The organism is Psychrobacter sp. 72-O-c (genome assembly GCF_904846605.1).
Lineage (GTDB): Bacteria > Pseudomonadota > Gammaproteobacteria > Pseudomonadales > Moraxellaceae > Psychrobacter.
This window is the reverse complement of the sequence record NZ_CAJHBI010000042.1, coordinates 1-26,159: the sequence shown is the minus strand read 5'-3', so window position 1 is coordinate 26,159 and position 26,159 is coordinate 1. Positions and strand designations below refer to the sequence as shown.

The following is a 26,159-nucleotide window of genomic DNA, read 5'->3' as shown; positions in this document are numbered from 1 at the left end:
AGGCTTAGATGTGTATAGCTCATGGTTGCAATCTCACTTTGGTGGTGGATAGAAACTGTGATGCTAGCGCATCTAGGCCTCTTTTTCACCTGCTGTTTGAAATTGCACTTCATGTGTTAATCTAAGATTTATAAATAAATTTGTAGATTGTCGACAAGGCTATGCTATTTTTTATTTTGTGAACGCAAATGAACGCAAATGAACGCAAATGAACGCAAATGAACGCAAATGAACGCAAATGAACGCAAATGAACGCAAATGAACGCAAATGAACGCAAATGAACGCAAATGAACGCAAATGAACGCAAATGAATGCAAATGAACGCAAAAATGGCAACGCCCTTAACGTTACCATTTTTTATTTTAAACAGTATCTGGCACATTAATGCTTCAACAACACCTTACCCTTTTAAAAATAATTTCTTAAAATCCTAAGCCTTACCCCCGCAAATTCACCACATAACGACCCACAACTGTACTCGATATAAAGCGCTCTAAGTATGCAGGTGTCTGCTCTAACGTAATTTCTTCGCCATAACTCTCAAGATCGGTCAGTTTCATATCGGTTGCAACGCGTTCCCAGATAGCCTTCTTATCAGCCAGTGGAATATATACCGAATCGATGCCCAATAAAGAAACCGCTCTAGTGATAAATGGCATTACCGTCATGGCAAACTCAGGTGAGGACGCCAAACCACAACTGGTGACTGCGCCGCCAGCTTTGGTTTGTTTGAGTAAGTTTGCCAAGTAGTCGCCGCCTATCGTATCAATGGCGTTTGCCCAAATTTCAGGACCGACAGGTTTTTTACCGACTTCATTGATAGTATCGCGATGACGCACCTCGCTGGCTCCCAAGGTTTTTAGATGCTCGCTCTGCTCGGGTTTGCCTGAGAAGGCAATGATCTCATAGCCTAACTGTTTTAGAATCGCGATACTTATACTGCCCACGCCGCCCGTTGCGCCTGTTACCGCTACTGGCCCATCGGCGGGTTTTGCGCCCATTTTTTCTAACTTTTGAATACACAAGGCTGCGGTCAAGCCGCCAGTACCGTAAGTCATCGCTTCTTTTAGCGTCAAGGAAGACGGACATTCCAATGCCCAATCCGCTGGTATTGATATCATTTGACCCAGACCGCCCGACGTATTCATACCTAAGTCATAGCCAAACACTAGCACTTCTTGTCCAGCTGTAAAGGTACCTGATTTGTCGCTAACCACTATTCCTGCTGCATCAATACCCGGAGTATGTGGGTAATTCTTGGTAATCATTTTATTACCTGCGGCCGACATGGCGTCTTTATAGTTTAATGACGAATAATGCACTTCAATCAAAAGGTCGTTTTCAGGCAAGTCGTCTACGTTGCGTTCGCGAATGCTTTTGTTGAAGGTGCCGTCAGTATTTTCTTCAACTACCAAGGCTTTAAAATTTGTGTTGTTAGACATAATTATATTCCTTATTAGGTTTATTTTTTTGTATGATCAGTAACAGCTTACTCGTATCATTAAAATAAAAAAGCCCATGAAGTCATGAGTTTTTTTTATTCGATTTCAGTAAATTAAGGCTTCAACAATACCTTACCTTTTTTGTCTGACTGTAGTTTTCCCGAGACCGCTTCGGTAATATCAGCTAAATCAAAAGTTGCTTCAGTAGGTAGCTTTAACTTACCGCTGACGGCTCTATCAATTAGCTCTTCAACTAGGCGCTGCTTATTCTCTACGCTCATCTCTTGGCTGAGCTTACTGCCCCAGAATCCTTTTAGAACGGCTTGCTTAAAGATCATATCAGTAGGGTTGAGCATCATCGGCTTCCCTGACATCGCGCCAAATACCGCAAACGTGCCACCATGACCCAGTAATGACAATAAATCCCCGCTGGCTTCTCCGCCAACAGAATCGACGGCAGCGCTGATTTTGTCATTACCGATAATCGACTTAACTTGATCCTTCCAGTCATCGTCTGAAGTATTGATATTATTTTTAATGTCCAGCGCTTTTAATTCGTCTAGCGCATCTGCACTACGTACCACATTGATGGTTTTCACGCCGCGTGCAGCCGCTAGCATAGCGAGTGACTTACCGACCGCGCCATTGGCCGCGTTATGAATGATCCATTGACCGCTTTGCATGTCTAAAAATTCAAGCAGCATCAAAGCACTGAGCGGCATCGCCACTAGTTGAGCTGCCATTTCATCGTCTAAGCTGTCGGGCATGGGAAATACCATATCTTCTGAAGCAACGAAATACTCTGCCCAAGTCGCTTGGACACTGGCTGCCGAAATACGCTGTCCGACTTTTAATTCTTTAACATCTTTTCCTACCGCATCGATGATACCAACGGCCTCAGAACCACCGATAGCGGGCAGTTCAGGCTTAAAGCCGTATTGTCCGCGAATGGTTAATAAATCATGGTTATGAATAGAGGCTAAAATGGTTTTGACCCGGACTTCATTGGCTTTAGGCTCTGGGGTTGTGCGGTCGCCTAAGCTAAGAACTTCAGCAGGTTTACCAAAATGGTCATAAGTTGCGCTACGCATGATAAATTCCTTTTAATTTTTTGATGGAATGTGAATAATTGGTTATGTCTAATAGCCGCTAATCGTTTCAAACTAGCATTAAACATCAGCCATCAACAGTAACAAGTTTGTCTTATCACCCTCAATGTTACTTTAGTTAAGGAATGTTATGCATGGTCAATATTGTTTGGTTTAATAAGTGGTAATTCATAATATAAGCATAGTAAATATCTAATTTAGCGTTTCATTACCTTGCGGGTCATCAATTTGAGTCTCATTCACTTGATTACTCTTACCCTTAATCATCTCGAACTCTCCATCCACCATATTGGTTAGTAGCGGCTCACCTTTATTATTAACACGGAATAAACCATATTCAGCGGCTTCAAAAGCTTCAGCATGCCCTTCTTGAAAGAAGAAAGCATTAGTAGCAAGTTGTACGCTGCCATTACGAATGCGGTAATGGATTGGTATCTCATTGGTTGCTAGATCATCGAGTTTGTTATTATCTGCTAAGCGCACAAACTGTCCGACGTTATTCTGATCAATTTTTACAATGACATATCCTTCGCTAGGTTTATAGCTACGGAAATCTGACTCAAACTCATCCGATTCTTGCTCTGAATTAACTAGTTCTGAATTCTCATATTTTGGTTGTATGGTATCGAACACATCTCGCTCTAATGCATAACTTAACGCCATATAATCACCTTGCATAAAACCACGTGGATCGACAGGCGCAAGTTCTAATAACACCGTATCACCGTTAGCTAAATGGGTCTCGTATTTCGCAACATTAATAGTCATTACTACGATTATCAGCAGCAATCCTAATACCGCAACGCTAATCGTGAATGTTCGCTTTTGCCACCAAGGTCGTGATGTGATCGGAGGTTCTCGAACCAGTAAGGTATTCTCTACATTACTCATAGTAGGTGCTCCTTCTGCTCATCGATGTTGACTTGCTTTGTACTTTCAAAAGCGTAACGTTCGACCAGTAGCCAACGCATTAGCAGTATAGTCAGACCAATTACCAGCATTGAAATAGATTTTATAAGCAACGTGCTATCGAGCTGATAGTAATACCAAAATATATAGCTGACTAAGGCGATGATACCAAGCGCTAATAGCACGCGTTGGCTATTGGCAGTAGCAATGATAATGATCAAACTGGTCGCCAATAAGCCTGAGACATAAATCGACACAACCCCAAGCACCGCAACGGCACAAACGATTATCAACCCTAGCGTTGATTGTATTTTGACTTGATAGCGTTTTAGTATGAGATAAGCGCCATATAGGCTGGCAAGGATGAGCAGACCTTGAGCTAGAAAGTAGTTGTAAACGAAGTCTGCACCATTATCAAAGCTATTATCAACAAAGTCATTGCCATATTCAGCGGCGATAAAATAGACAGAAACAGCCAATAACATGACAGCACTAGCGTAAGCGACGGCACTGAGGATATTGGAGGAACTGGCTTGCCATCGCATAGGCACGCGCTGTAGTAGCTCGTAGCGTTGCAGATTAGTCACTACTGTAATCAAAGCCAATAACCCCAAACTGACCTCTGTTATATGATAATAATTAAGCAAATAAACCATAAAACCTAGCGTGACTATCGCGCTTAACCACCGATAAATACGGTTTGGCACTATGAGCGTCATAAAAGCTTGCAGTAATAAAAATAGCCAAATATCCAGAGGGTTACCTAGCTCACCACCAAATAGCGCAAAAGCTAGATAGAGCTGACCTGCAAAGATCACTGCAAAGGCCACACTTGATAAAAAAGCACTCTTACGAGTCAATGAGCTTCTAAATAAAGCAAACCCAACCGCAGACAATAATAGTCCAATGATAAACAGAGCAAGAACACTATCGAAAACACTGGTCTCAAACAGTATTAATGATAAAAATCCGACGAAGAATAAACTGGCCAACACACCACTGAAACCAAAAAGCAGCTGTATAAACCAAGGGCTATTATCGTCATGAAGGTCATTGCCTGCTTTGTTTTCGCTAGTCACAGTGGTAAGCAAACCCAGTTGTTGCAGCTTGGCTATGGACTGCTGATGCTGATTATTCATAAGTATTCTCCTGCTCATTGGGAGAGGACTCAATATTTGCAGTATCTATACGTGCAATCTTGCGTAACCAAACTACGGCAGTTGAACTCATACCAATTAATAGTAAGGCTAATACTAAAAATCCGGCTGTCTCAAAATCATTCAGCAAGAGTTTACTCGCCCAGAACATCACCACGGTAATCACCGAGCCGCATAGGTAGGTCAACATTAGCAAGTTGATACTTTTTTTGCAGAAGCGCCAAAGCATAAATCCGCACCAGCCTACCCATAATAATAAAGTGATAGAAGACGCTAAAACATCAATCTCGTCAAAAATAGTGATAATACTTAAACAAGTGATAAAAAAAGCACTGACCAGACCCACGACATAAGTACTCCAATGCAAATCAACTTTGCTTTGAGAGGCTGGTTTTGAGAGGCTTGTTTGGGATATGTGAATGTTCTTAAGACAGAGTAGCCACAAATTTAGTGCCACAAAATTAACAACGGCAAGCAGCCCCATTTGCAAGATACCTTGATAAAGATAGCTTGCAAATGCAAAGTCTACAACGTCTAGATATAAGGGAAGGCTAGCATTCACTAACCCAAGCCAGAGTAACCAAAGGGCGGGAAATCGTGCAATAACTACCCAAGGAATAATTAAGACGGCCCAGCCAAAGAACAGCTGCCAAGTATCGGCACCTGTTTGATAGACTTGCCCAAATAGTGCAAGTAAACTGCCAGTAATGATACTAGCAACGAGCAGTAATAACTGCCGAATGAGCTTAAATCGTTTTCGAAAAGAGAGCGCAACGTAGAGTGCTATGGTAATAACTAACGCCCCTTCGACTAAAGCAAACTTACCCATCTTGCCCATGTTTAGCCAATTATAGGCAATAAAAAACACCAGCGATAATGCCAGTGCCACCACCCCAATAATAAGTAAGGCTTTATCAAAGAACGTCAGCCATGAGCGCTTAGTTGGAAAGACTTCTAGATGAGTCGCTGCCACGTTTGCGTGCTCTAAGGGAAGAGTACCTTGCTGGAGCAAATACTCGATAGTACGCCGTGGTTGGGTCATAGCTTCCCCTAGATAAAAAGTTTATGTAGCTTATCTTATCTGTTTTTTGAGGTGAGGGTATACTAAAGTTTATAAAGTGCTGAATAAGGAAGGTAGTGATTACTAAGGCAGCGATTACTATCGAATTAGTATTTGAAGACAGTAAGGTAGCTCAAGAGTTTGACCGCTATGTTTGTAATTTAATAAACAGAGACTAAATTAACAGTCAGGAATCAGCATCAGCAAATCGGTCTCACCAATATCGATATCTATTTGATTCAGTAGCGTCGTTACCTGACCACGATGGTGGGTTTGATGATTAAAGAAATGTTGTAGCAGCATGGAAAAAGACCTATTAAAAACTTTCCCTTTGGTGTTGGTATAGGTTAAAACCTTTGAATAATCACTCTCAACCGTTTCTCCTATAAATTGGACGATTATCCGATCTAATATCTGACGATTTTTTGTGTAATCCTGCGCACTTAAATATAAAAGCTGAGTGAGGGTAGTCGGTGAGGGAAAGTCTGCTAACGACTCCAGTGCCTTGAAGCCAGAAGTCGGTTGGTTATAAATATAGCTAGGGTGAGCACCAAAACGAGCCAGCCAAATTAGGTCACCTACTACGAGATGATTTAGCGTCCCTAATATTGAACCAAAGAACGCCTTTTTATCTGCCCATAATGCATCTTCAGAAAGGCTCGCTATACTGTCACAGATTTTTTTATTCATGACAGCATTATAATTTGCCATCAGCTCGAAATGAGGTTTTATCATAGTTTCGTCATATCTTTTGGGTTTGTCATGCTTTGACTTCCGCCTATTCAATAAAACTCAATCCGGCTTAGCACATGCTCTTGTACAAAGTATGCACAGGCATAAGCACTCGGCCACGCCACCATAAACCCAAGCCCCCATGAATGCATCAGCTCCATAAAGAACCCATCAACCAACCCCACTTTAATCAGTAGCAACGCTCCCGAGATAATCAGTGACATCATCATGGCCATTAGGCCGGTGAAGATAAGCCGATAGTATTTGCGGCGAGTGCGTATTCTGAAGGTAGGTAGTGCTGCCATGGTTTTACTTAATCCTGCATAATGATATTCACTTTTATTGGCAACCATCATATAGAGTGATAACCAATTGGTAAAACAGTTATTATCAATCGTAAGGCTCTCAATATTATAATCAATAGATAAGGAAGCAGTATGTCAGTTTCTCAGCAGCAACCACCCCATCAAAAACCCCCTCATCAAAGAACCTTAGGCATTATCGGTGGTATGAGCTGGGAGAGTACCCAAAGCTATTATCGCTTGATTAATCAAGGTATCAAAGAAAATTTAGGCGGTCTCCACTCAGCAGACTTACTGATTCATAGCGTGGACTTTGCACGGGTTAGCGAGTTACAAGCGCAAGGGGCATGGGATGAGATGGGCATGATGATGGCTGATAGCGGCACTCGGCTCCAAGCAGCGGGATCGCAAGGATTACTGATAGCTACTAATACTATGCATAAAGTAGTAGATAAAGTACAGGCAGCGACTGGTTTACCTATTATTCATATCGCGGATGTGACGGCGCAAGCAATCAATAAACAAGGGCTAAAGACGGTCGCGTTGCTAGGTACACAGTTCACCATGACCGAAGACTTTTATAAGCAGCGTCTTATTAATGCTGGCTTGCAGGTATTAGTGCCTGATACAAGCGCGCAGCAAGAAATACATCGAATTATCAACGAGGAGCTGTGTCTGGGGCAATTTCAGGATAGCTCACGGCAGTATTATGTTGAAGTGATTAAGCAGCTAGCCGAACAGGGAGCCGAGGGTGTGATATTAGGCTGTACCGAGATTGGACTATTAATCAGCCAAGATGACAGCCCAATTCCGGTATTTGATACCACGGCTATCCATGCGGCAGCGGCGGTGGAGTTTTTGGTGGGTGAAAGCTAATATCATCTTTATTGTGCAAACTCTGACTTGACCGTAATTATAAATTAATTTGCCATAAAGGGGCTTATGCTAAGATTACGTATTCAAGTTATTTTGCCAACCATAAATAAGGATATTTTAATGACATTACTGCGTACGAGTTTAGCCGCTCTACTGACTCTTTCTGTCGTGGGATGTACGACGCCCAACACCTTTACCGTCGCCACGACCCAAAAGCTCGTACAGTATGAACGGAATAAATCAGACCTCGAGACCAAAGCATTTACGCTGGCGTCTGGTGAGCAGATGACTTATCTAGAAGGCGGCAACTTAGCTGGCGAGCCCTTATTATTGATCCATGGCTTTGGCGGTAATAAAGATAACTTTACCCGTATCGCGGATAAGTTAGAGGACTATCATCTCATTATTCCAGATCTGCTAGGTTTCGGTAACTCTAGTAAGCCGCCGCAAGCAGACTATCGCGCAGATGCACAAGCAAAGCGCCTGCACGAGCTACTACAAGCCAAAGGCGTGGCATCGGCCATTCATGTCGGGGGCAACTCGATGGGCGGTGCTATCAGTGTCGCTTATGCAGCGATGTATCCTGATAGTGTCAAAAGCCTATGGTTATTGGACAGCGGTGGATTTTGGTCAGCAGACTCGCAACGAGAGTTCAAAGCGTCAGACCTTGATAACAGTCCGCTGTTGATCGATAGCACCGAGGAGTATTTTGCGATGTATAAAACGGTTATGTACAAGCCGCCTTATGTCCCCAAAACCGTGCAAGCGGTCTTTGCGCAGGAAAGTATCGCCAATCGCGAGTTGAATACCAAAATACTCAAACAGATCGTTGAAGATAATGTGGCGGCGCGTGCCAAGGTCATTGCCGAGTATAATATTCCTACGCTGATTGTTTGGGGAGCTGAGGACCAAGTATTAAAGCCTGAAACTGCTCATTTGATGAGTGAGTTGATACCGCAAGCGAAGGTCATCATGATGGATGAAGTCGGACATGTACCGATGGTAGAAGCGGTAAAAGAGTCGGCAGACGACTATAAGGAATTTCGTAAAGGGTTAGAGGCGAAGTAGCTTTTGTTATTCGAAAATGTTAGCTCTTAAGATATGTAATGCCAATAAAAAGAAACATTAGGGTATCTGGTGTTTCTTTTTTATTATGTATACTTTGACTACAAATCTGTAGCTAAGATATTTGACTACGGTTTTGTAGTTAAGTACTATGACTACATATCTGTAGTCAACTAAGGGTAAGAAGATGAGCACAGGGAACATAGTGACAGGCGATAATTATTTTCCAAGACCTGCTGATGAAAAAAAACTATGGAGACATTTATCAGATGGTGCTCATGTTCTATTGCTTGCACCTAGACGAGTAGGAAAATCTTCAATGATTACTCATATTAAAGACCAACCTAAATCAGGTTATGCAGTTATATATGTTTTCGTACAAGCTTGTGATAATGAGCAGAGCTTTTATCAAAAAATGCTACGTGAAATCTACCGTTCCGACCACATTAAAAAATCTGAAAAGATAAAGAGTAAGCTTTCAGAGTGGGCAAAAGGTATTAATTTTAGCTTGTCAGTTAGTCCAACGAACATCGAAGTTGGGTTGGGTAAAGAAAAGGGTGAGACCAAAATAATTACTCATGAAATGATTCGAGATATACTGTATGAGAGTCTGAAATTGAGTGAAGAGACCATCATTATTGCGATTGATGAATTCCCTGATGTACTTGAGAAAATATTTGATGAACATGGTAAAAGAGGTGTAGAGCAGTTTTTATCTGGTATTCGCGCACTGTGTCAAGACCCTGAGTTCAATGAAAAAGTTCAGTTTATCTTAACAGGCTCGATAGGGTTAGATACATTAGCAGAAAAATTGGCAGTTACTGACTTAATTAATATGTTGGTGAATATGAGTGTTCGCCCTTTTAAAGACGATCGAGCAGTAGAATTTATAGACTTTTACATTAATAAGCATTGTTCAGAAGTTATTCTAGATATAGAGACTAAGCAAGCAATCATCGATGAAGTAGGTTGGAATATGCCCTACTATTTAGGGTTGGTATGTGAGCAGCTTATTGAAACATTTGATGAAGAAGAACGTCAAATCGAGCATAGCGATGTAAGGGTAGCTATCAACAGTTTGTTTAGTCCAGCAATGAAAACCGTCTTTTCTCATTGGCGTGATAGATTAAACCGTCTAGAAAAAATTGAACGCCATTATGCTCAACAAGTTTTAGATTTGGTAAGCAAAACAGATACTAGCGTGGTTCATGGAGAGTTATTTAACCTGTCGCAACATGCTGACTTTAAAGATCAAGTGAATGGCAGATATGTCATTAATTGCCTTTTACACGATGGTTATCTTTATCAACCAGAAGACAATACCTATCAATTTACCTCCCCTTTATTAAAACGTTGGTGGACTCGTTATGGAAGATAATAATATAAAAAGCCATTCAGTCTTACTTTATAACACTCAAAATATAGACGCTCAGTTATTAAAGGCGAGTTTTAGTATTCGTAAAAAAGAATACCAACGCATTTGGAAGGATATTCAAACGAGTAAAATGACTCAGCCAGAGACTCATTATCTTATTCAAGGCGTAAGAGGAGCAGGCAAGACTACTTTATTATCTCGTCTTTCCTATGAAGTTGCTGAAGATGAAAAATTAAGTAAATGGCTGATACCTATTTTATTGAATGAAGAAGAGTACGGTATATTATCGCTATTTACTTTTTGGCTGCGTATCACTGAAAAGCTAGCAGAACACGACGCTAAGTTATATTTAGAGCTGTTTCAACAGGTCTTGAGCTTAGATAATGATGCTGTAATAGCTTGGGAGCTGATACAACATTACTTAGATGAAAATAAGCAGAAAATTATCGTTTTTGTCGATAATTTAGGGGAGTTATTCAAGGATTTTGACGATATTGAGCATGCTCAACTGCGTGAAGTGTTGAGTTTTCATCCACACATGCGTCTTATCGGTGGTTCAAGTCAATTACTCGAAGCGCATTTCGATGTATCAGCTCCGTTCTACCAGTTTTTCAAATTGATTAACTTAAAATCAATTAATGAAACGGAAATGCATGAGCTACTGCGCTCTTTAGCACAGCAAACCAATGAGGAAGCGATAAAAACTATTGAAGGAATTATCACCGAACATCCTGAACGTATCGAGGCGGTCAGACGGCTTACCGATGGTGTACCGCGTACTATCGTATCGCTATTCCAAATTATCATGGAAGGTGCGAAAGAGAGTAGCTATGCGTATCTGGAGGAAACTATCGATAAGACTACACCCTTATATAAGCATCGAATGGATGACTTATCACGGCAGCAAAAAGCGATTGTACATACTGTAGCGATGAACTGGGATGCGATGAGCACTAAAGAGATCGCGGAACAAACACGCTTACCAAGCAAGACTGTATCCGCACAATTGGTGAAGCTACAACAGCAATGGATAGTAGATAAAATTGAGACGAGCACTAAGAATCATCTTTACATTATCAAAGAGCGATTTTTTAATATTTGGTATTTGATGCGCTATGGGAATCAGAAGGACAAGCGCCGTGTTTTATGGCTTACGAGATTTTTAGAGAGTTGGTATGATAAAAATGAGTTGAATATAAAGCTAGCTGAAATAGCTATACCTTATATAGACTTAAATGGTGCTGACGGTTTCAAGTTGCGAAGAACTAAAGAGGTGTATATAAATGCTTTACTGGCTAGTGAACATATAGACGAAACTCTAAAAGCTGGCGTAAATATTTTTTTAGAACCGTATTACAACAACTTGTTCCAATCTAAAGAATATAAAAGTTATAAAAGCTATCTTAAAAATTGCTTTTCCAATATAGAATCTCAAAAGTATGAGGAAGCGAAACTTGACATTGAGGAAATACTAAAACTAGATATAGGTACTACTGAAAACCTAATAGTGTTAGAGGTCGCTGATCATTTTCTTAACAAAGAAGAAGGATTAAAGGACAGAATAATCAATAATATTATTAGAAAATCGTCAAAATCTTCTACGAGTCGTTTAATGCTATTGATGAACATAATAGACATGGATTACACAAGTGTTAAGAACGTTGGTCGAATAATAGTTAATGAAACAAAGTCAGAAGCAAAGTTTGATAGTCCTATATTTATGGTTTTTCAAACATATATACAGTTATGGTTTGATGAGTTTGAAAATTTCAAAAGTAGTTTAGAAATGTTGAGAAGTAAAGACTTTAATTTTGAAGAAAGTTCAATGTCGTTTTATTTCTTTGAAAATTTACTAATACTTTTAATGAAGAAGAATCAATTAGAAATAATTTACGAATTGATGAGTAGTTTCAAGCATCTACAAGAGCAGTTTAAGCCTATTTATTACGCTACAGTGTCCTTACTCAAAGACGAACGTCAGCAAGAGTATTTACGAATGGGTTCAGAGCTACAAGGTACGGTAGATGAGATACTGCAAAAGGTCGAAGAGTATCGTGTTAAGTACGCTTAGATGTGACAAAGGTCATAATCTAGTTTCAAAGACTAAATTACGACCTTCTACATGTAAAGCTACTTAAACTAAATACTTAATTCAACTGCAAAGAACCCTTCGAACTCATGAGCAACTCCACTACATCATCACCACTGATGACATCGAAGCGCGTATCGATTTCTGATTCATCTACACCGTTATGCTTCATACAAGCACCGCAGACCAATACTTGACCGCCTTTTTCAATAAAGGTTTCTAGCAATTTGCCAGCAGGCTCAAAAGGGGCGCCAATATCAACATCATCTAGAGCGTTAGGTAGCGCTAGATGCACGGCATCCACCATCAAGATAACCGTTGCAGAGTGCCCTTTTTCTAGCGCTTTGCCAGCCATTGTAAAGGCCAAAGTAATTTTGTTTGGGTTGGTTGTTTTGTTATCAAACAACGTACCGACGTAATCCGTAGTTTTAATCATATGGTTCTCCTATTAGAGTTTTATTCTATTGAATAAGTTACTAACTAGTAGCCTACCATTTATTATTATTTTTTATATAATGTATTGTTATAAGATAGTAGCGCCTAAGTTACTTAAGTCACTTAGTTGTTGCAAGTTATCAGTAAGGTATCTGAGTGAGCGTAACCGCATAATTTACTATTAGACACTTGTACCTCAACTAATAGGCGGCCACGGACGATGAGTATCACTCTCAATCCATTCTTTTACATAACCCGTCGGCGGCATATCCCACTCTGATTTACCCATCGCTTTAAGTACGCGTTGAGTATCAATCACACGACCTTTTTCAGTGACACCAGTCCGTAGTAATGTCGAAGAGCAAGGCTTGCCCTTAACCCACATGGAATGCTCAAGATACAGCCAGCGCTCATCTATGGCGACGATATGGGTCTTGATAGTGACTTTGTCCAAAAATCGAATACGTTTACGGTATTGAATAGTGCTACCTGCGACCACCATCGCCCAGCGTTTTTTGAGTAACATACGCCCAAGGCCCGTACGGATAATAAAATCAGTGCGCCCTATATCATATATGGTCAATACCCGACCATTATTCATCTCGAACATGACGTCGAGATCGGTTAGGCTACAGCGAATATTTACTTCACTGGTCTGGGTAATATCTAGAGACCGGCCTTTTTTGTTAGCGATAACAGCATCAACGATAGACTTAGTATAGCGGATACATGGGTACATAAAGTGGTCTCAAAAGTTTAGTCAAAAGTCTAAAAAGTAGGGCTATGGTCTGCCAGGTTACACACCAATGGAATGAAAAAAAGCACTGACAGTTTCGGGTATCCAATTAATATCAAATTTTGATGTTTTTGCTTTTTTACCGTTCGCTAGAGACGGCTTGGCATCTGACTGAGTAGCGTTGCTTTTTTTATTAGAATGCTTTTTGTCTGAACGATAACGAAGATAGCCGATATGACCACCGTGATCCGTCTCCAGAATAGTGACGCTATCAGAAACATCGTTGATGGTAGCGGTAAAGCCAATAAAAGGATCGTCTTTGGCGCTAATGAGCAGTAGCGGATGAGTCACACCCAATAAATGAGGTAGGGCAGAAGAGGAATGATAATAGTCGTTCTTAGAGCGATAGCCGTGACGCGGGGCCGTAAAAATATTATCGAAGTCGCTAATGCGATTGACGGCCTTAATAGAGGCAATTTCCTCTTTGGTTATATCATTGGCCAGTGCTTTTTTGATAATGGGATTGAGCAAATACGGCGTATAGATACGATGACTCAAAAAACTATGCATAGTAATGGCCGCCGATGACATATCAACGGGTGCGGAGATGACCACTGCGCCATCACACAAAGCTTTATCACCATACTCACCCATGTATTTTGCCAATGCATTACCGCCTAATGAGACCCCAACGGCATAAATATGCGCATATTTTTGGCGTAAGTTTTCTAGCGCGTGATGTACTTCACCCGTGTCACCCGCATTATAAAACACGCGTCCGCTAGCAGGAATACCACCGCAACTGCGAAAATGCGCCACGACAAAGTGCCAACCCTGAGCATGCATCTCATAAGCCAACACGCGCGCATAATGGCTGTCGCTACTGCCTTCCATACCATGAAATAGCACAATTAACGGTGTCTTTTCTAGCGCACCATCATTACTTGTTTCTGTGTTCAGCTCATGGGCATCATAAAAGTCATAAGCAATATCGCTTTCATCCAAAGAGTCTTTTTCGACCACCCTTCTGTAAGTGGGTGCTTTTGGGGCAAAAAACTTGGGCAAAATACTTTGTAGGTGCGGATTAGTGAGCCAAAATGGCGGCTTAAATTTGTTATAGGTAAAATTAGTCATAGAGTCGTATCAGGTTTGATTAAGAAAAAAGGGTAATAGTACATTTTTTATTTAATAGAATTGCTGTATTTTCAAACATTAAGTTTCACGTGAAACAAATAATATATTTTAACTAAAGTATTAAAAGTAACTATCATACTCAGCTATGAGCAGGGTTCCAATATTTTTTAGTGAACCGTTCAGTGAACAGGTATATACTCAGAAGATGAGTTATTAATAACAATTTGATTAGCCGTCGTCATGTAGAACCTTACCTGCCATCGCCAGCTCTATCTTTAGCGCTTCAATATCGCCCTCAGCAATGGTAACGGTTAATAGCACACCCTCACTATAAGCGACGTCATCAATACTGCCGTTTAAGCTGTCGACCACATAGCGGCATTGTGCTTCAGTGGCAAACTCAGCTTGTATCTGTACTTGAGCGATTGCCACATAAGGGCTTAATATCATTTCATCGACTGTGGCTTGCGCAGAGCCGGCATAGGCGCGCGTCAGACCACCTGCTCCCAGTTTAATTCCGCCAAAATAACGCACCACTATAATAATGATGTTGCCAATAGCTTTGTGCTGTAGGACGTTTAATATTGGTCGTCCTGCCGTACCACTTGGCTCACCATCATCATCGAAGCCAGCACTGGTGGTATTGGTTGGATCACCGATAATATAAGCCCAGCAATAATGACGGGCATCGGCATATTGCTCGCGCAGTTGTTCCACGTGAAACATAGCTTGCTCACGTGAAGTCACTGGATAAGCATAAGCGATAAATTCAGATTTCTTAATTTCAAGACGCGCGTTTACCGCACGCTGTAACGTTTGGTAGCTCATATTTAATTTAGGGTCTAAGTTGAATATGCTAAACTTGCACTATTATCACTGCTGTCCGTATTTGGCGCAGTGTTCATTTTATTCCCCACTATAGCAACTGATGGTAGTAAATAGCATGCGTTTAGATAAATTTATTAGTAAAGCCACTGAGCTGTCACGTAAAGAATCCAAAAAAATCCTGCACGCTAGTGAAGTCACTGTCAATGATAAGGTGATTAAAGATCCTGGCGTACATGTTGATATTGTTAATGACGATGTCATGTGGGCAGGCGAGCCGTTATCGGTCGCTGCTGGCAATCGTTATATCTTATTGCATAAGCCAGAAGGTTTTGAATGCACGCTTAAAGTCAAAGAGCATCCTATCGTTACTGAGCTGATAGCCGTACCGGAGATTGGTAGTTTACGTATTGCCGGACGCCTTGATGTCGATACCACTGGGGCGCTACTAATTAGTGATGACGGAAAATGGCTGCATCGCGTTACTAGCCCTAAGCACGAACACGCTAAAGTCTATGAGCTGACCTTGGCTGATCCTATGGATAGCGATGCACAGGCCAACGCAGTAAAAGAAGTCGCTGAAGGTATCTTATTAGATGGCGATTACGAAGACACTAAGCCTGCTATTCTTGAATTCATTGATGAAACCCATGCACGCTTAACCCTAGAGCAGGGTAAATATCACCAGGTCAAACGCATGATGGGTTACTTTGGTAATAAAGTAACTGAGCTGCACCGCGCTAGCATCAGCCATATTAATCTAGACGGTTTAGAGAAAGGCGACAGTCGCTTTTTGACTGCAGAAGAAGTGGCAAAATTTTAACAGGACTTTTCTCGTAGTTGAGCCACTTTAAAACGAACACAGTATGGCTGGGAGAAATTTTCGAAGCATCGAAAAGTGACGCAGTCACACAGCAAGCTAGAAAAATTTCTGCCAGTTATACGAAACTATGTGTATATCTATTTTATTTGGTACTGACTATCCAACCAGTTTGTTCATGACTGGCTTTGCTTCTTTAGGTAGTATTAATTAGAAAGTATTTAAAAACGTAGCACTGCAAAAATAATAACGGCAGCAGCTCTCTAATCATGTGAGCTGGCTGCCGTTATTGTTTGTCTTTTAGTATTTTCTATTATTCGCACCTAGTTGCTTGTTGATGTTGCCTGTCTCTTAAACATGGGTAGCAGTTTTGCAAAATTAGCCGTCAAGTCCTTATCATGCCCTTATAAAAACCTGCCAATGTGCTAAAGTCTGTCCATCTTTTTAATCTACTTTTTTGCATAATGTATTTGAGCTTTATTAAAACTCATTATTAAAACTGTGTGCCAATTTTATTTTAGAGTAACAGTATCAGCTTAGTGTTTTTAACTTAAGTGTTTTTAAACTAAGTGCTCTTACATTAGATAAATTGGATTAGCTGATAACTTTGTATAAACCTGATAGGACAACTCTTGTGAAACTACCTGTATTAAAATCTGCCAGTCTTATTGCGGCCATGCTGTTGGCTACCACTGCTTGCGCACAGCCTGCCGCGACCAAAACTTCTAGCGAAAAGACTAGTAAAAGCGTTCAAAGTACACAAACTACAGGTAAAGTTAGCGCAGCTGTTGATAACCAGTTACGCCAAGTATTAAAGCAAGCTGGTATCAAAACTCAGATAACGTCTATCGCGCCATCGAACTTGCCTAACATGTATCAAATCAACCTTGCCGGACAGCCGCCGCTGCATATAACTGAAAGCGGTCAATATGTCATTCAAGGTGACCTACAAAAGAATCCTAGTAAACGTCTAGTGACGGAAATCCCAGTGCGTAGTAGTAGTGACCAAGCAGGCATTCCAGTCAATCCCAAAACTAAATCTGGCATGTTAGCCAATATGGGTGCTCTCAAAAACATGAGTACTAAGACGCCGTTCTTTTATACGGCCGTACCGGGTGTGATTTGGGGTGCAACGCTTGAAGGAGTCCCGTTTCTAATATCAGATGATGGCCAGTACGTGACCGATGGTGAAATCTCAGTGATTGAAAATGGACAGTTTACTGGACTTGATGAGAACTTTGAAAAACGTAAAAACCAGTCGGTATTCAACTCTCTAGATCAGTCGCAATTGATTACTTATCCAGCGACCACGCCTGAAAAGGCGGTGATCTATGTGGCTACTGATGTCAATTGCCCTTATTGCCGTCTGTTTCATAAAAAGATGAGCAATCTCAATAAAAAAGGCGTGACGGTTAAAACAATCGGTTATCCTATTTATGAGAAGTCGCCTGAGCAAATGCGTGGCATTTGGTGTCAAGCTGATGATGCCAGTCGCCGGAACGCTTTAGATAAGGCGATGTTAACAGGCAAGATGACCTCAGCGCCGGCAAGTTGTAGCGCTGATCATGCTGCGCCCAATCGAGAAAAAGCGGCTGGGCTTGCTGTGGTAGCAACACCTGCCATCTATCGTGACGATGGCGTACTCTATCAAGCCAGCTTTGAGAGTCCAGAGTTTTTAGAATTTTTGGGAGTAGAATAAACCACTACATAGATAAAGTACTAAAGTTACAAACTTAAAAAGACATCATTGCTTATCAGCCATGTGCTGCGCGAGTCGTTCAATATGCTCGACGCCAATACCACAGCAACCACCAATAATGTTTGCACCAGAGGCTTGCCAGAGTGTTGCCCACATCAAGTAATGCTCAGGGGTAGTGTCTTTACGTATTTGGCGCAGTTGTGCATTGGCTTGTTTGTGGATTTGTTTTGAGACAAAAGCATTGGCATAGACGCCCAGCTGCATGGGATGTGACTCTTTGTCGATAATCGCTTTCGCAACTTGCAATGCTGAATTCATGACCTCAGGTTGACTACAGTTAAATAGTACGGCATCGACGTTCAATGCCATCATAGCTTGTACCGCCTCTGCTACTGGTTCGCCAGAGCGTAGCATAGGTGTGCTCATGGCTCGATCGGGTTCGATAGTGTCATTGGTGTCATCAGTGGCGCTATCTAGTTGACTGTCGTCTAGCGTAAACGCGATCCAAATGGGTTTCTGTGCGAGCTCTTTTTGAGTAGCTGTGAATTCAGTAATCAATTTATGCCACGTTAACGCCTCAACGATGCTGCTTTGAGTTTCCACCAGCCATATATCCACATAGTCTACTTGTGCGGATAATAATGGATGCGCGATAGCAGAGGCTTGCTTGGCATCGAACAAGTCGGGTCGGTAAGAGCCAAACAGTGGGGGCAAACATCCAGCGATTTGTACAGCTGCTGGACTGTCAGGCTTTTTGCTTGCTTGTACGGCTTCGAATGCGAGCCTCGATGCCGTTTCTATGAGCTGTTCCCCTTCAGCAAAAAATCTATCTCCTAAGTGATAAGGGGTTACAGCATAGCTATTGACGGTGATAACCGTGGCACCAGATTTTATGTAGTCTAAGTGGATATCCCGAACACTACTTGGCGCTAGACTCAATGACAGTGCTGACCATTCAGGTTGGCGAAAGGGGGCACCGCGTCGCTCAAGCTCACGTCCCATCCCTCCATCTAATATAGTCATTGGCGCCGGGGTTGTGGATGAGGCATGAGACTGACGGCTCATCACCTTATGCGTTGTTTGAGTGTGCATCATAAGCTCACTTATAAAATAGACCAAAAGACATGCCCTACATTAAGGCAGAATAACATCGACGATTTTCCAATCAATCAACCCTTCACGCACCATCATTATGGTAAGTGGATAACCTTTAACCTGACCACTGATGGTAAAGCAATTGATACCGCAGTAGCTCAATGTTGGCTTGTTACTATCCGTCCCTTGAGCTACCTGCTGCCCTAACTCGGCCGCTTGTTTTTCCATAATCTGCTGCATTTGGTTTTTGACCACTGCATTAACATCACCGCGATGAATAATTAGATCTTGGATCAGGTTTTTTAGATCAACTTGATTGCTAGAGATTGCCCAAGCTGCGGCCAGCTCTTTGGTAGCAGTATTGGCTTGACCTTGAGTGTTGATTAGCTTTTCTATATTTTGCGGCGTGATAGCCCCGTCTACGGCCTGCGTAATAAAGCCGTTCGCTGCTTGAGTCAACGGCTCACCACCAAGCTCAGCGACCAATGGATATTGCGTCATGGTATTAGCAAACTTGCTGGTCAACTGGGTTTGCACGCTAGGTCGCACTTGTTCATAGTCAATTGCAGCAGCGATGGTCGCACCGTCTTTGGCATCATAAGCATTTTTTAGCTGATAAGCGCTGTAGTAAGGTGAGCCAGCATATACTGCTATGGCGATGACAACCAATAATATGAGTAGTGTGATCAGCTTTTTCATAGATATTGATACCTTTACCCTGTTTGTCTAGCGTGTTTGTGGCGATAAATACTAGCACGACTTAACGATATAAAGGTACAAAAATACATAGGTATGACAAGGTAATATCAGTTCAGTATGGTTGTAGAGAGATACGTATTTATTATGGTTACCTTATTAGCCTACTGGGTATTTTTATGGACTTTCAATCGTGAATTTTGCAGTCTTTAAACAAACACTAGCAGACCAGTCAGTAATTTCTCTATTCGATAACTTGATAAATCAGCGCACCATCTCCATAAATAGCGCAAACTTTTAATAATTCATTTGGTTAAACAGCATCCCGCCGTATTCGCTCGTCCGTTCATTTAATGTCTTTTTTACGTCGTTAATAGAGTTACTGTGTTTCATGTGAAACAGTCGCTTGCGATTAGCTATAAAAAGATCAATGTAACAGTTGACGACAGGGTCGATAGACTTGCCAGCCGGCGGCACTGTGATGACGATAGGAGAGCCCATGAGTAAGCGCGATTTTTATGAAATATTAGGTGTCAGCCAAACAGCAGATGGCAAAGAGATCAAGCGATCTTACCGTAAGCTGGCGATGAAATACCATCCAGATCGTAATTCTGATGATCCAGATGCCGAAGATAAATTTAAAGAAGCCTCTATGGCTTATGAAGTGCTTAGCGATACTGATAAGCGTTCAGCCTATGACCGTATGGGTCATGCTGCCTTTGAAAACAATATGGGTGGTGGCGGTGGCTTCGGCGGCGCTGGTGGTGGCAACTTCCAAGATATCTTTGGTGATATCTTTGGTAACTTCGGTGATGTCTTTGGTCAATCGCGTGGCGGCGGTGGCGGGCGCTCGCGTCGCGGCTCAGACTTACGTTATGTATTAGAGCTGACTTTGGAAGAAGCCGTACGAGGCTGTAAAAAAGAAGTTAGCTTTACTGCGCCAGCCCCTTGTGACACTTGCGATGGTAAAGGCGCAAAAAATGCTTCGGATGTGGTCACTTGCCAGATGTGTCATGGTCAAGGTCAAGTACGCATGCAGCAAGGATTTTTTCAGGTACAGCAAGCTTGCCCTCAGTGCAGCGGTACAGGTAAGCAAATCAAAAACCCTTGCCCTGACTGTCATGGTAACGGCGTCAAAGACAAGTCTCGCAACCTAGAAGTGGCTATCCCAGCGGGCGTAGATGATGGCGATCGTGTGCGTTTATCTGGCGAAGGAGAAGCAGGCGGTGCAGGCGTTCAAAACGGCGACTTATATGTCGAAGTACGGGTCAAGCCGCATAATGTCTTTACTCGCCAAGGTGCCGATCTGTATATGGACGTGCCTGTAAGCATCACTGATGCTGCGCTCGGTAAAGAAGTCGAAATTCCCACTTTAGATGGCAAAGTAAAAGTCAAAGTCGCCGAAGGGACCCAAAGTGGCAAGCTGCTACGTGTTCGCAGTAAAGGTGTGACTCCGGTACGTACCACCATGAAAGGCGACATGATCTGCCGCGTGGTTATCGAGACTCCAGTGAACCTAAACCGTGAGCAAAAAGACTTATTGCGTCAGTTCCAGAACACACTTGATGATGACAGCCATCATCAGCAGTCACCCCATAAGAAATCATTCTTTAAAAAGTTTGGTGAATTGTTCGATTAATAGCATTGGTTAATAATATCGGTTATTAGTAGTAAGCTTTATTGAATAAATCATTATCTTAAGCCCATAAGTTTCACGTGAAACTTATGGGCTTTTTTGTTTCGATCAACATAGTTAGCACTATTTTTGAATAATCCTGAAATCACTCTATTCAACAGGATGCTTTTGCTAAACGTAAAAAAATTAATTCATGCTATGATATTAAAAAAGTTTATTAACGATTATCATCTCACAAAATAAAAATTATTAGGATAAAATCATGAGTCAAAAAGCAGACGAACAGACCATTAATATCGGCGTTATCGGAGCAGGTGGACGGATGGGCCGTATGCTCATCGAGGCTGTAAAAGACAATCCGCAGACCATATTAAGCGCAGCGATTGAACGTCAAGGTTCAAGTCTGGTTGGTGCAGATGCCGGAGAAGTAGCGGCTATAGGGCGCTTAGACGTACAAATCGTTGATGATCTAGCCGCCGTGATTAATGATATTGACGTGCTCATTGATTTTAGCTTGCCTGATGCTACTGAGCAAAATATGCAAGTTTGCGCTGAAAATAACGTAGCTATGGTCATTGGTACTACCGGCTTTAATGAACAACAAGAGCAAGTGTTAGTAGAGGCAAGCAAGAAAATAGCTATCGTTTACGCGGGTAACTATTCTACTGGGGTTAATTTGTCATTAAAGCTGTTAGAGATGGCCGCTAAAGCGTTTGGTACCGATGCCGATGTAGAAATTATTGAAGCGCACCATAAGCATAAAATAGATGCACCATCGGGTACGGCTTATATGATGGCCGAAGCTGTGGCACAGGCGCGCGGCCAGAACTTAAAAGACGTGGCGATATACGGTCGTGAAGGCCAAACGGGCGAGCGCGAGTCTGGCACGATTGGCATTCATGCCATTCGCGGTGGTGAGATTGTCGGCGATCACACGGTGATGTTCATCGCTGATGGTGAAGTCGTTGAAATCACCCATCGTGCCCGAGCACGGATGACCTTTGCCGCAGGCGCAGTACGGGCAGCGACTTGGATAGTTCAGCAATCGGCTGGACAATATAATATGCAAGATGTATTAGGGTTGAATGAGTAGGGGTTCAATGAGTAGGGGTTCAATGAATAGGGCTGAAATAATTAGTGCTCAAACGAATAATGCTTAAGTGATTGAGCTTAAGGCGTATTATTGAGTTATTTATAATAGGGAGCAGCGCATGGATACAAGCAAATACAACTTGCTGATTAATACTCTTAGCAAAGTTCCTATTTATACTCGGCAAACAGCTATTGCTTTAAGCCTTGCTGTGTTACCAATAGTAGTTCAGGCAGCCACGTCTCAAAGCTCTTATCAAACTTATGTCATCCATACCTATGGCGGGGATACGCTGTTGCCCGCTGTTCGCCAACAGCTGGGTGCCAGTCGTGATGGCGGTACCGTTACGACCTATCAAGATAAGTTAATATTAAATACTACTGCTACCAATTATCGAGCGGTACAACAATTACTCACTCAAATTGATACCCAGCCGCAAGCGCTAACGGTATCTGTGCGCGTAGGCAATAATAGCAGCTCCCAAGGTAATATTCGCCAAGGACGGGTGGTTATCAGCAACCGAGGTATTCAAGGCGCGGGAATAATTAATCAACGTAACAGCCAACAGCAAAATAATCGCTTATATCAAGTTCAAACGCTGTCAGGTAGCGCGGCGAGTATCAGTACCGGCACGCTTTGGTCATTGACTCAAACCTATCATGCCAATGTTTATCCATCGTTAAGTCGTCCGTCAAGCCGCCCATCAGGACAGCTTATTATCCAGCAGCAGATTTTATTGCCAACCACGCAGGGTATTCAAGTTACTCCAAGATTGCTCCCAAATGAGCAAGTTGAAGTTAAGTTATCTCAAGCTGAAGAATCGCTAGTAAAATCTAATTCGTCTTATAATCAAAACCGCTACAATAATAATAGTTATTCTAATAAGGGTTATTCTAATAGTGCCATTAAAGGCCAATACTTAAACAGCAACATTATCGTCCCACGTGGACAGTGGGTTACTATCGGGCAAGTGACGCAATCTACGCAAGAACAAAGCTCAAACTATGGCAGTAGTCGTACTATTAATAGTAATAACAGCACACCAATTTGGCTTTTGGTACAGTAGCTGATTTTAATCAAAATATTTAAGATATAAAAAAGCGCGGCACTGCTAATAACAGTACCGCGCTCTTTTGATTGCAATTTATTGACGATTAATCAATATAAACCACTTCTAATGGCGGAAAGCCATTAAACTCAACGGACGAATAAGAGTTGGTATAAGCGCCCGTGGTGAGCCAATAGATTTTATCACCAATCTCCAGCTCTTCGGGTAGCTGATAGCCCGTTTCTTCATACATAATATCAGCCGAGTCACAGGTTGGTCCTGCTAATACTACGGTTCCTTGACTGGTTGAGGTTTCCATCTTAGGGGTATAAATAGGATATTTAATTGCCTCGCCTAAGGTTTCAATTAACCCTTGGAACAGTCCCACATCGGTATAGACCCAACGCGATAAATCGGTATGTGATTTACGTGAAATCAGTACGACATCACTGACCAATACGCCCGAACCGCCAACCAATGAACGCCCAGGCTCTAGTATAATCTCCGGCATATCTTCAGCGTCATAGTCGTCAGTCAGGTAGCGTTTGATTTCTTCTGCATAGACCTGTATTGGGTTTACTTCACTGATATAGTTGGCTGGAAAACCGCCACCCAAATTAATCATTTGTAGCTTGATGTCTTCTTCATGAATCATCCAATCAAACATATATTTGACCTTGGCCAACGCATCATCCCACGCTGCCACATCTCTTTGCTGACTGCCCACATGAAATGAGATGCCATAAGGCACCAGTCCCAAATCGCGTGCTTGAACCAGCAAGTCGATCGCCATATTAGGGTGGCAACCAAACTTACGCGACAGTGGCCATTCAGCGGTATCGGAACCTTGTACTAAGATACGTACAAATATGTTTGAGCCTGGCGCATACTTCGCAATATTTTTTAAATCGGCTTCCGAGTCAGTAGCATACAGACGCACACCTTTATCATAAGCATATTTGACATCTTTGGCTTTTTTAATGGTATTGCCGTAAGAAATACGTGAGGCATCAACGCCACAATCGAGTACCCGATCCAGCTCATAGACGGACGCACAGTCAAAGTTTGATCCCAGCTCGGCGAGTAAATTGATTACCTCAACCGCAGGACTGGCTTTCATTGCATAATGAATTTTAGCGTCGGGAAAAAACCCCACCATTTCATGATATTTGGTCGCGATACGACTCAGGTCAACCACCAAAAATGGGGTTTCGCGACCTTCAGTAACTTGAGTGAATTTCTGCCAGCCGGCAGAGTCAAAATATTGGTCAATTTTGATCATGGTAGCAAACCCTTAATGAAGACAATAAAATAGGTAGACGATAAATGGAATAAGATGAAGAATCAATAAAGACAACGCCGAAAAAAAGGTCATATAGCACGCAACAATGACCCTAAAACATGAAGCATTGGTGACACAACTTAACGCTTTAAAACGTAATGGTCATCAAGAAGACTTAATGACCATTAAACTTAGCAACTATTAGATCCAGCAACCATTAAACAGACGTTGCTTGTGCTTGCTTATCCGCTTCCTGCTTCTCTCTTATTTTAAGCACTTTACGAACTTTATCGCGGGCGCGAGTTTGTTTAAGATGTGATAGGTAATCAACAAAGATAACCCCATTCAAGTGATCCATCTCATGCTGAATACACACTGCCAGCAAGCCCTCTACTTCTTTATCCATCGCTTGACCGTCTTGATCTAAAGCTTCGATACGCACTTTATTGGGGCGCTCAACCTTGTCATAGACATCAGGCACGGACAAACATCCTTCTTCGTATGGTTGCTTCTCTTCTACTAATGGCGTGATTTTTGGGTTAATAAATACCATCGGTGTGTCTTTGTCTTCGGATAAGTCCATGACAATCAGTTGGATATGTCGGTCAACTTGGCTGGCGGCAAGGCCAATACCTTCTGCATCATACATAGTCTCAATCATATTAGTGATTAGAGTCTTTATTTCAGCAGTGACCTCTTGTACTGGTGTGGCAATCGTGCGCAGGCGCGGGTCAGGGTAGCTTAAGATAGGGAGTAATGCCATGCGGCTCACCTCAATAATACAGATAGAATAGGTTGTTTATTATAAGATAAATGGGGGCAAAAGTAACATTTATCAACAAGTATAAATAATATTCAAGACAATAAAAAAACCTTACTATAAGTAAGGTCTTTTATTCAACTAAAATTTAAGTTATTTTTAGCTTTATATTGTATAAAGCCCAGTTATACACGGCGTTTGTTCATAATCATCTCATATATGAATAACAAGATAATCGCACCGATTACTGAGAATATTAAACCTGTAAAGCCACCATCAGCATCGATACCTACTAAACCAGCAACGAAGCCACCTAACATGGCGCCGACAATACCCAGTATAATAGTCATGATCCAGCCCATTGGATCACTGCCTGGCTTAATAGCGCGTGCCAATAAACCAGCAACCAAACCCACAATAATCATCCAAATAAAACCCATTGTCGCTCTCCTAATTTATAGTAATTAATTTTATTGTATTTAATGCTGTTGTTCTCATGTTGATAACCATATTGTAATCACTCGCTGCTATTAAAAATAAGCGCAAAATGTTACCAGTGTAGGGGCTATGTGAGAAAACCAGCTGATTTGCTGTTTTGAAGTTAGATTAGGTAAATGAAAGGTTAATAAGGTTGCAAAGTCGCTAATCTAAATTATATCGGTGTAATGGACAAAATTCATGCTAAAAAGTAGACGATAGCGGCTAATGGACATAATTCATGCTGGCAGCGCTACTTTGACAATAAAAAGTCTTTAATAAACCGTAGCTTACGTTGTTCGTTTAGAC

The 26,159-nt window shown here is 41.8% G+C and carries 25 protein-coding genes; 9 read left to right on the top strand and 16 right to left on the bottom strand.

All coding sequences use genetic code 11. The features are described from left to right. Positions 1–438 precede the first annotated feature (438 nt). The 7 genes from JMX97_RS12420 to JMX97_RS12390 form a co-directional block, all read right to left on the bottom strand. On the bottom strand, positions 439–1,443 hold the full coding sequence (locus tag JMX97_RS12420; RefSeq protein ID WP_201558597.1) for a YhdH/YhfP family quinone oxidoreductase: 1,005 nt from the start codon (positions 1,441–1,443) through the stop codon (positions 439–441). 113 nt (positions 1,444–1,556) lie between these two features. After that, positions 1,557–2,534 (bottom strand): zinc-binding dehydrogenase, encoded by a 978-nt coding sequence (locus JMX97_RS12415; protein WP_201558596.1) that lies wholly within the window; start codon positions 2,532–2,534, stop codon positions 1,557–1,559. A gap of 210 nt (positions 2,535–2,744) precedes the next feature. After that, positions 2,745–3,443: a GDYXXLXY domain-containing protein gene (locus JMX97_RS12410; protein ID WP_201558595.1), complete on the bottom strand. Its 699-nt coding sequence runs from the start codon at positions 3,441–3,443 to the stop codon at positions 2,745–2,747. Further along, positions 3,440–4,600 (bottom strand): DUF4401 domain-containing protein, encoded by a 1,161-nt coding sequence (locus JMX97_RS12405; protein ID WP_201558594.1) that lies wholly within the window; start codon positions 4,598–4,600, stop codon positions 3,440–3,442. The genes JMX97_RS12410 and JMX97_RS12405 overlap by 4 nt, the downstream gene beginning before the upstream one ends. Next, positions 4,593–5,660 carry a DUF2157 domain-containing protein gene (locus tag JMX97_RS12400; protein ID WP_201558592.1) on the bottom strand — a complete coding sequence of 356 codons (1,068 nt, stop codon included), beginning with the start codon at positions 5,658–5,660 and terminating at the stop codon, positions 4,593–4,595. The genes JMX97_RS12405 and JMX97_RS12400 overlap by 8 nt, the downstream gene beginning before the upstream one ends. 198 nt (positions 5,661–5,858) lie before the next feature. Then, positions 5,859–6,413 carry a DinB family protein gene (locus tag JMX97_RS12395; RefSeq protein ID WP_201558590.1) on the bottom strand — a complete coding sequence of 185 codons (555 nt, stop codon included), beginning with the start codon at positions 6,411–6,413 and terminating at the stop codon, positions 5,859–5,861. A gap of 47 nt (positions 6,414–6,460) precedes the next feature. Next, the gene (locus JMX97_RS12390) at positions 6,461–6,715 is read right to left on the bottom strand and encodes a DUF2798 domain-containing protein (RefSeq protein WP_201558588.1); all 255 of its coding nucleotides are present in this window, start codon (positions 6,713–6,715) and stop codon (positions 6,461–6,463) included. 132 nt (positions 6,716–6,847) lie between these two features. On the opposite strand from JMX97_RS12390, the gene JMX97_RS12385 reads away from it, so the two are divergent. From JMX97_RS12385 to JMX97_RS12370, 4 genes are all read left to right on the top strand, one after another. Then, positions 6,848–7,588 carry an aspartate/glutamate racemase family protein gene (locus tag JMX97_RS12385; RefSeq protein WP_201558586.1) on the top strand — a complete coding sequence of 247 codons (741 nt, stop codon included), beginning with the start codon at positions 6,848–6,850 and terminating at the stop codon, positions 7,586–7,588. A 120-nt stretch (positions 7,589–7,708) separates the two neighbouring features. Further along, positions 7,709–8,656, top strand: a complete 948-nt coding sequence (locus JMX97_RS12380) for an alpha/beta fold hydrolase (RefSeq protein WP_201558584.1) — start codon at positions 7,709–7,711, stop codon at positions 8,654–8,656. Between the two features lie 184 nt (positions 8,657–8,840). Next, the gene (locus JMX97_RS12375) at positions 8,841–10,031 is read left to right on the top strand and encodes a hypothetical protein (RefSeq protein WP_201558582.1); all 1,191 of its coding nucleotides are present in this window, start codon (positions 8,841–8,843) and stop codon (positions 10,029–10,031) included. Beyond that, entirely contained in the window at positions 10,021–12,099 is a 2,079-nt protein-coding gene (locus tag JMX97_RS12370) for a hypothetical protein (RefSeq protein WP_201558580.1), read from the top strand. The genes JMX97_RS12375 and JMX97_RS12370 overlap by 11 nt, the downstream gene beginning before the upstream one ends. A gap of 76 nt (positions 12,100–12,175) precedes the next feature. Here JMX97_RS12370 and JMX97_RS12365 read toward each other — a convergent pair whose 3' ends face one another. From JMX97_RS12365 to JMX97_RS12350, 4 genes are all read right to left on the bottom strand, one after another. After that, positions 12,176–12,553, bottom strand: coding sequence for a DsrE family protein (locus tag JMX97_RS12365; protein ID WP_201558578.1), 378 nt, complete (start codon positions 12,551–12,553; stop codon positions 12,176–12,178). Between the two features lie 195 nt (positions 12,554–12,748). Continuing rightward, entirely contained in the window at positions 12,749–13,291 is a 543-nt protein-coding gene (locus JMX97_RS12360; protein ID WP_201558576.1) for an acyl-CoA thioesterase, read from the bottom strand. Positions 13,292–13,348: 57 nt separating this feature from the next. Continuing rightward, the gene (locus tag JMX97_RS12355) at positions 13,349–14,422 is read right to left on the bottom strand and encodes a YheT family hydrolase (RefSeq protein WP_201558574.1); all 1,074 of its coding nucleotides are present in this window, start codon (positions 14,420–14,422) and stop codon (positions 13,349–13,351) included. Between the two features lie 228 nt (positions 14,423–14,650). Continuing rightward, positions 14,651–15,250, bottom strand: a complete 600-nt coding sequence (locus tag JMX97_RS12350; RefSeq protein WP_201558572.1) for an IMPACT family protein — start codon at positions 15,248–15,250, stop codon at positions 14,651–14,653. Positions 15,251–15,365: 115 nt separating this feature from the next. Here JMX97_RS12350 and JMX97_RS12345 point away from each other — a divergent pair, with 115 nt between their 5' ends. Together JMX97_RS12345 and JMX97_RS12340 are read left to right on the top strand one after the other, a co-directional pair. Then, positions 15,366–16,070 (top strand): pseudouridine synthase, encoded by a 705-nt coding sequence (locus JMX97_RS12345; RefSeq protein ID WP_201558571.1) that lies wholly within the window; start codon positions 15,366–15,368, stop codon positions 16,068–16,070. Between the two features lie 631 nt (positions 16,071–16,701). Then, positions 16,702–17,766, top strand: a complete 1,065-nt coding sequence (locus JMX97_RS12340; RefSeq protein ID WP_201558569.1) for a disulfide isomerase DsbC N-terminal domain-containing protein — start codon at positions 16,702–16,704, stop codon at positions 17,764–17,766. Positions 17,767–17,811: 45 nt separating this feature from the next. Here the strand turns inward: JMX97_RS12340 and JMX97_RS12335 are convergent, their stop codons facing one another. Both JMX97_RS12335 and JMX97_RS12330 read right to left on the bottom strand, forming a co-directional pair. Then, the gene (locus JMX97_RS12335) at positions 17,812–18,789 is read right to left on the bottom strand and encodes a homocysteine S-methyltransferase family protein (RefSeq protein ID WP_201558598.1); all 978 of its coding nucleotides are present in this window, start codon (positions 18,787–18,789) and stop codon (positions 17,812–17,814) included. 111 nt (positions 18,790–18,900) lie between these two features. Further along, positions 18,901–19,560, bottom strand: a complete 660-nt coding sequence (locus tag JMX97_RS12330) for a DUF2939 domain-containing protein (protein ID WP_201558567.1) — start codon at positions 19,558–19,560, stop codon at positions 18,901–18,903. A 496-nt stretch (positions 19,561–20,056) separates the two neighbouring features. On the opposite strand from JMX97_RS12330, the gene dnaJ reads away from it, so the two are divergent. The 3 genes from dnaJ (at position 20,057) to JMX97_RS12315 (ending at position 23,349) form a co-directional block, all read left to right on the top strand. Further along, positions 20,057–21,196 (top strand): molecular chaperone DnaJ, encoded by a 1,140-nt coding sequence (gene dnaJ, locus JMX97_RS12325; RefSeq protein WP_201558565.1) that lies wholly within the window; start codon positions 20,057–20,059, stop codon positions 21,194–21,196. A gap of 259 nt (positions 21,197–21,455) precedes the next feature. Further along, the gene (dapB, locus tag JMX97_RS12320) at positions 21,456–22,286 is read left to right on the top strand and encodes a 4-hydroxy-tetrahydrodipicolinate reductase (protein WP_201558563.1); all 831 of its coding nucleotides are present in this window, start codon (positions 21,456–21,458) and stop codon (positions 22,284–22,286) included. A gap of 118 nt (positions 22,287–22,404) precedes the next feature. Then, the gene (locus JMX97_RS12315; RefSeq protein ID WP_201558562.1) at positions 22,405–23,349 is read left to right on the top strand and encodes a hypothetical protein; all 945 of its coding nucleotides are present in this window, start codon (positions 22,405–22,407) and stop codon (positions 23,347–23,349) included. 88 nt (positions 23,350–23,437) lie between these two features. On the opposite strand, the gene JMX97_RS12310 is transcribed toward JMX97_RS12315, so the two are convergent. The 3 genes from JMX97_RS12310 to JMX97_RS12300 form a co-directional block, all read right to left on the bottom strand. Then, positions 23,438–24,613, bottom strand: a complete 1,176-nt coding sequence (locus tag JMX97_RS12310; RefSeq protein ID WP_201558559.1) for a type III PLP-dependent enzyme — start codon at positions 24,611–24,613, stop codon at positions 23,438–23,440. 217 nt (positions 24,614–24,830) lie between these two features. Continuing rightward, on the bottom strand, positions 24,831–25,376 hold the full coding sequence (gene def / locus JMX97_RS12305; protein ID WP_201558557.1) for a peptide deformylase: 546 nt from the start codon (positions 25,374–25,376) through the stop codon (positions 24,831–24,833). A gap of 182 nt (positions 25,377–25,558) precedes the next feature. Then, on the bottom strand, positions 25,559–25,813 hold the full coding sequence (locus tag JMX97_RS12300) for a GlsB/YeaQ/YmgE family stress response membrane protein (RefSeq protein WP_201558554.1): 255 nt from the start codon (positions 25,811–25,813) through the stop codon (positions 25,559–25,561). Positions 25,814–26,159 lie beyond the last annotated feature (346 nt).

Coding starts and splice junctions, on each gene's coding strand:
- JMX97_RS12420 (WP_201558597.1), bottom strand. CDS start 1,443: ATGTCTAACAACACAAATTTTAAAGCCTTGGTAGTTGAAGAAAATACT.
- JMX97_RS12415 (WP_201558596.1), bottom strand. CDS start 2,534: ATGCGTAGCGCAACTTATGACCATTTTGGTAAACCTGCTGAAGTTCTT.
- JMX97_RS12410 (WP_201558595.1), bottom strand. CDS start 3,443: ATGAGTAATGTAGAGAATACCTTACTGGTTCGAGAACCTCCGATCACA.
- JMX97_RS12405 (WP_201558594.1), bottom strand. CDS start 4,600: ATGAATAATCAGCATCAGCAGTCCATAGCCAAGCTGCAACAACTGGGT.
- JMX97_RS12400 (WP_201558592.1), bottom strand. CDS start 5,660: ATGACCCAACCACGGCGTACTATCGAGTATTTGCTCCAGCAAGGTACT.
- JMX97_RS12395 (WP_201558590.1), bottom strand. CDS start 6,413: ATGATAAAACCTCATTTCGAGCTGATGGCAAATTATAATGCTGTCATG.
- JMX97_RS12390 (WP_201558588.1), bottom strand. CDS start 6,715: ATGGCAGCACTACCTACCTTCAGAATACGCACTCGCCGCAAATACTAT.
- JMX97_RS12385 (WP_201558586.1), top strand. CDS start 6,848: ATGTCAGTTTCTCAGCAGCAACCACCCCATCAAAAACCCCCTCATCAA.
- JMX97_RS12380 (WP_201558584.1), top strand. CDS start 7,709: ATGACATTACTGCGTACGAGTTTAGCCGCTCTACTGACTCTTTCTGTC.
- JMX97_RS12375 (WP_201558582.1), top strand. CDS start 8,841: ATGAGCACAGGGAACATAGTGACAGGCGATAATTATTTTCCAAGACCT.
- JMX97_RS12370 (WP_201558580.1), top strand. CDS start 10,021: ATGGAAGATAATAATATAAAAAGCCATTCAGTCTTACTTTATAACACT.
- JMX97_RS12365 (WP_201558578.1), bottom strand. CDS start 12,553: ATGATTAAAACTACGGATTACGTCGGTACGTTGTTTGATAACAAAACA.
- JMX97_RS12360 (WP_201558576.1), bottom strand. CDS start 13,291: ATGTACCCATGTATCCGCTATACTAAGTCTATCGTTGATGCTGTTATC.
- JMX97_RS12355 (WP_201558574.1), bottom strand. CDS start 14,422: ATGACTAATTTTACCTATAACAAATTTAAGCCGCCATTTTGGCTCACT.
- JMX97_RS12350 (WP_201558572.1), bottom strand. CDS start 15,250: ATGAGCTACCAAACGTTACAGCGTGCGGTAAACGCGCGTCTTGAAATT.
- JMX97_RS12345 (WP_201558571.1), top strand. CDS start 15,366: ATGCGTTTAGATAAATTTATTAGTAAAGCCACTGAGCTGTCACGTAAA.
- JMX97_RS12335 (WP_201558598.1), bottom strand. CDS start 18,789: ATGACTATATTAGATGGAGGGATGGGACGTGAGCTTGAGCGACGCGGT.
- JMX97_RS12330 (WP_201558567.1), bottom strand. CDS start 19,560: ATGAAAAAGCTGATCACACTACTCATATTATTGGTTGTCATCGCCATA.
- dnaJ (WP_201558565.1), top strand. CDS start 20,057: ATGAGTAAGCGCGATTTTTATGAAATATTAGGTGTCAGCCAAACAGCA.
- dapB (WP_201558563.1), top strand. CDS start 21,456: ATGAGTCAAAAAGCAGACGAACAGACCATTAATATCGGCGTTATCGGA.
- JMX97_RS12315 (WP_201558562.1), top strand. CDS start 22,405: ATGGATACAAGCAAATACAACTTGCTGATTAATACTCTTAGCAAAGTT.
- JMX97_RS12310 (WP_201558559.1), bottom strand. CDS start 24,613: ATGATCAAAATTGACCAATATTTTGACTCTGCCGGCTGGCAGAAATTC.
- def (WP_201558557.1), bottom strand. CDS start 25,376: ATGGCATTACTCCCTATCTTAAGCTACCCTGACCCGCGCCTGCGCACG.
- JMX97_RS12300 (WP_201558554.1), bottom strand. CDS start 25,813: ATGGGTTTTATTTGGATGATTATTGTGGGTTTGGTTGCTGGTTTATTG.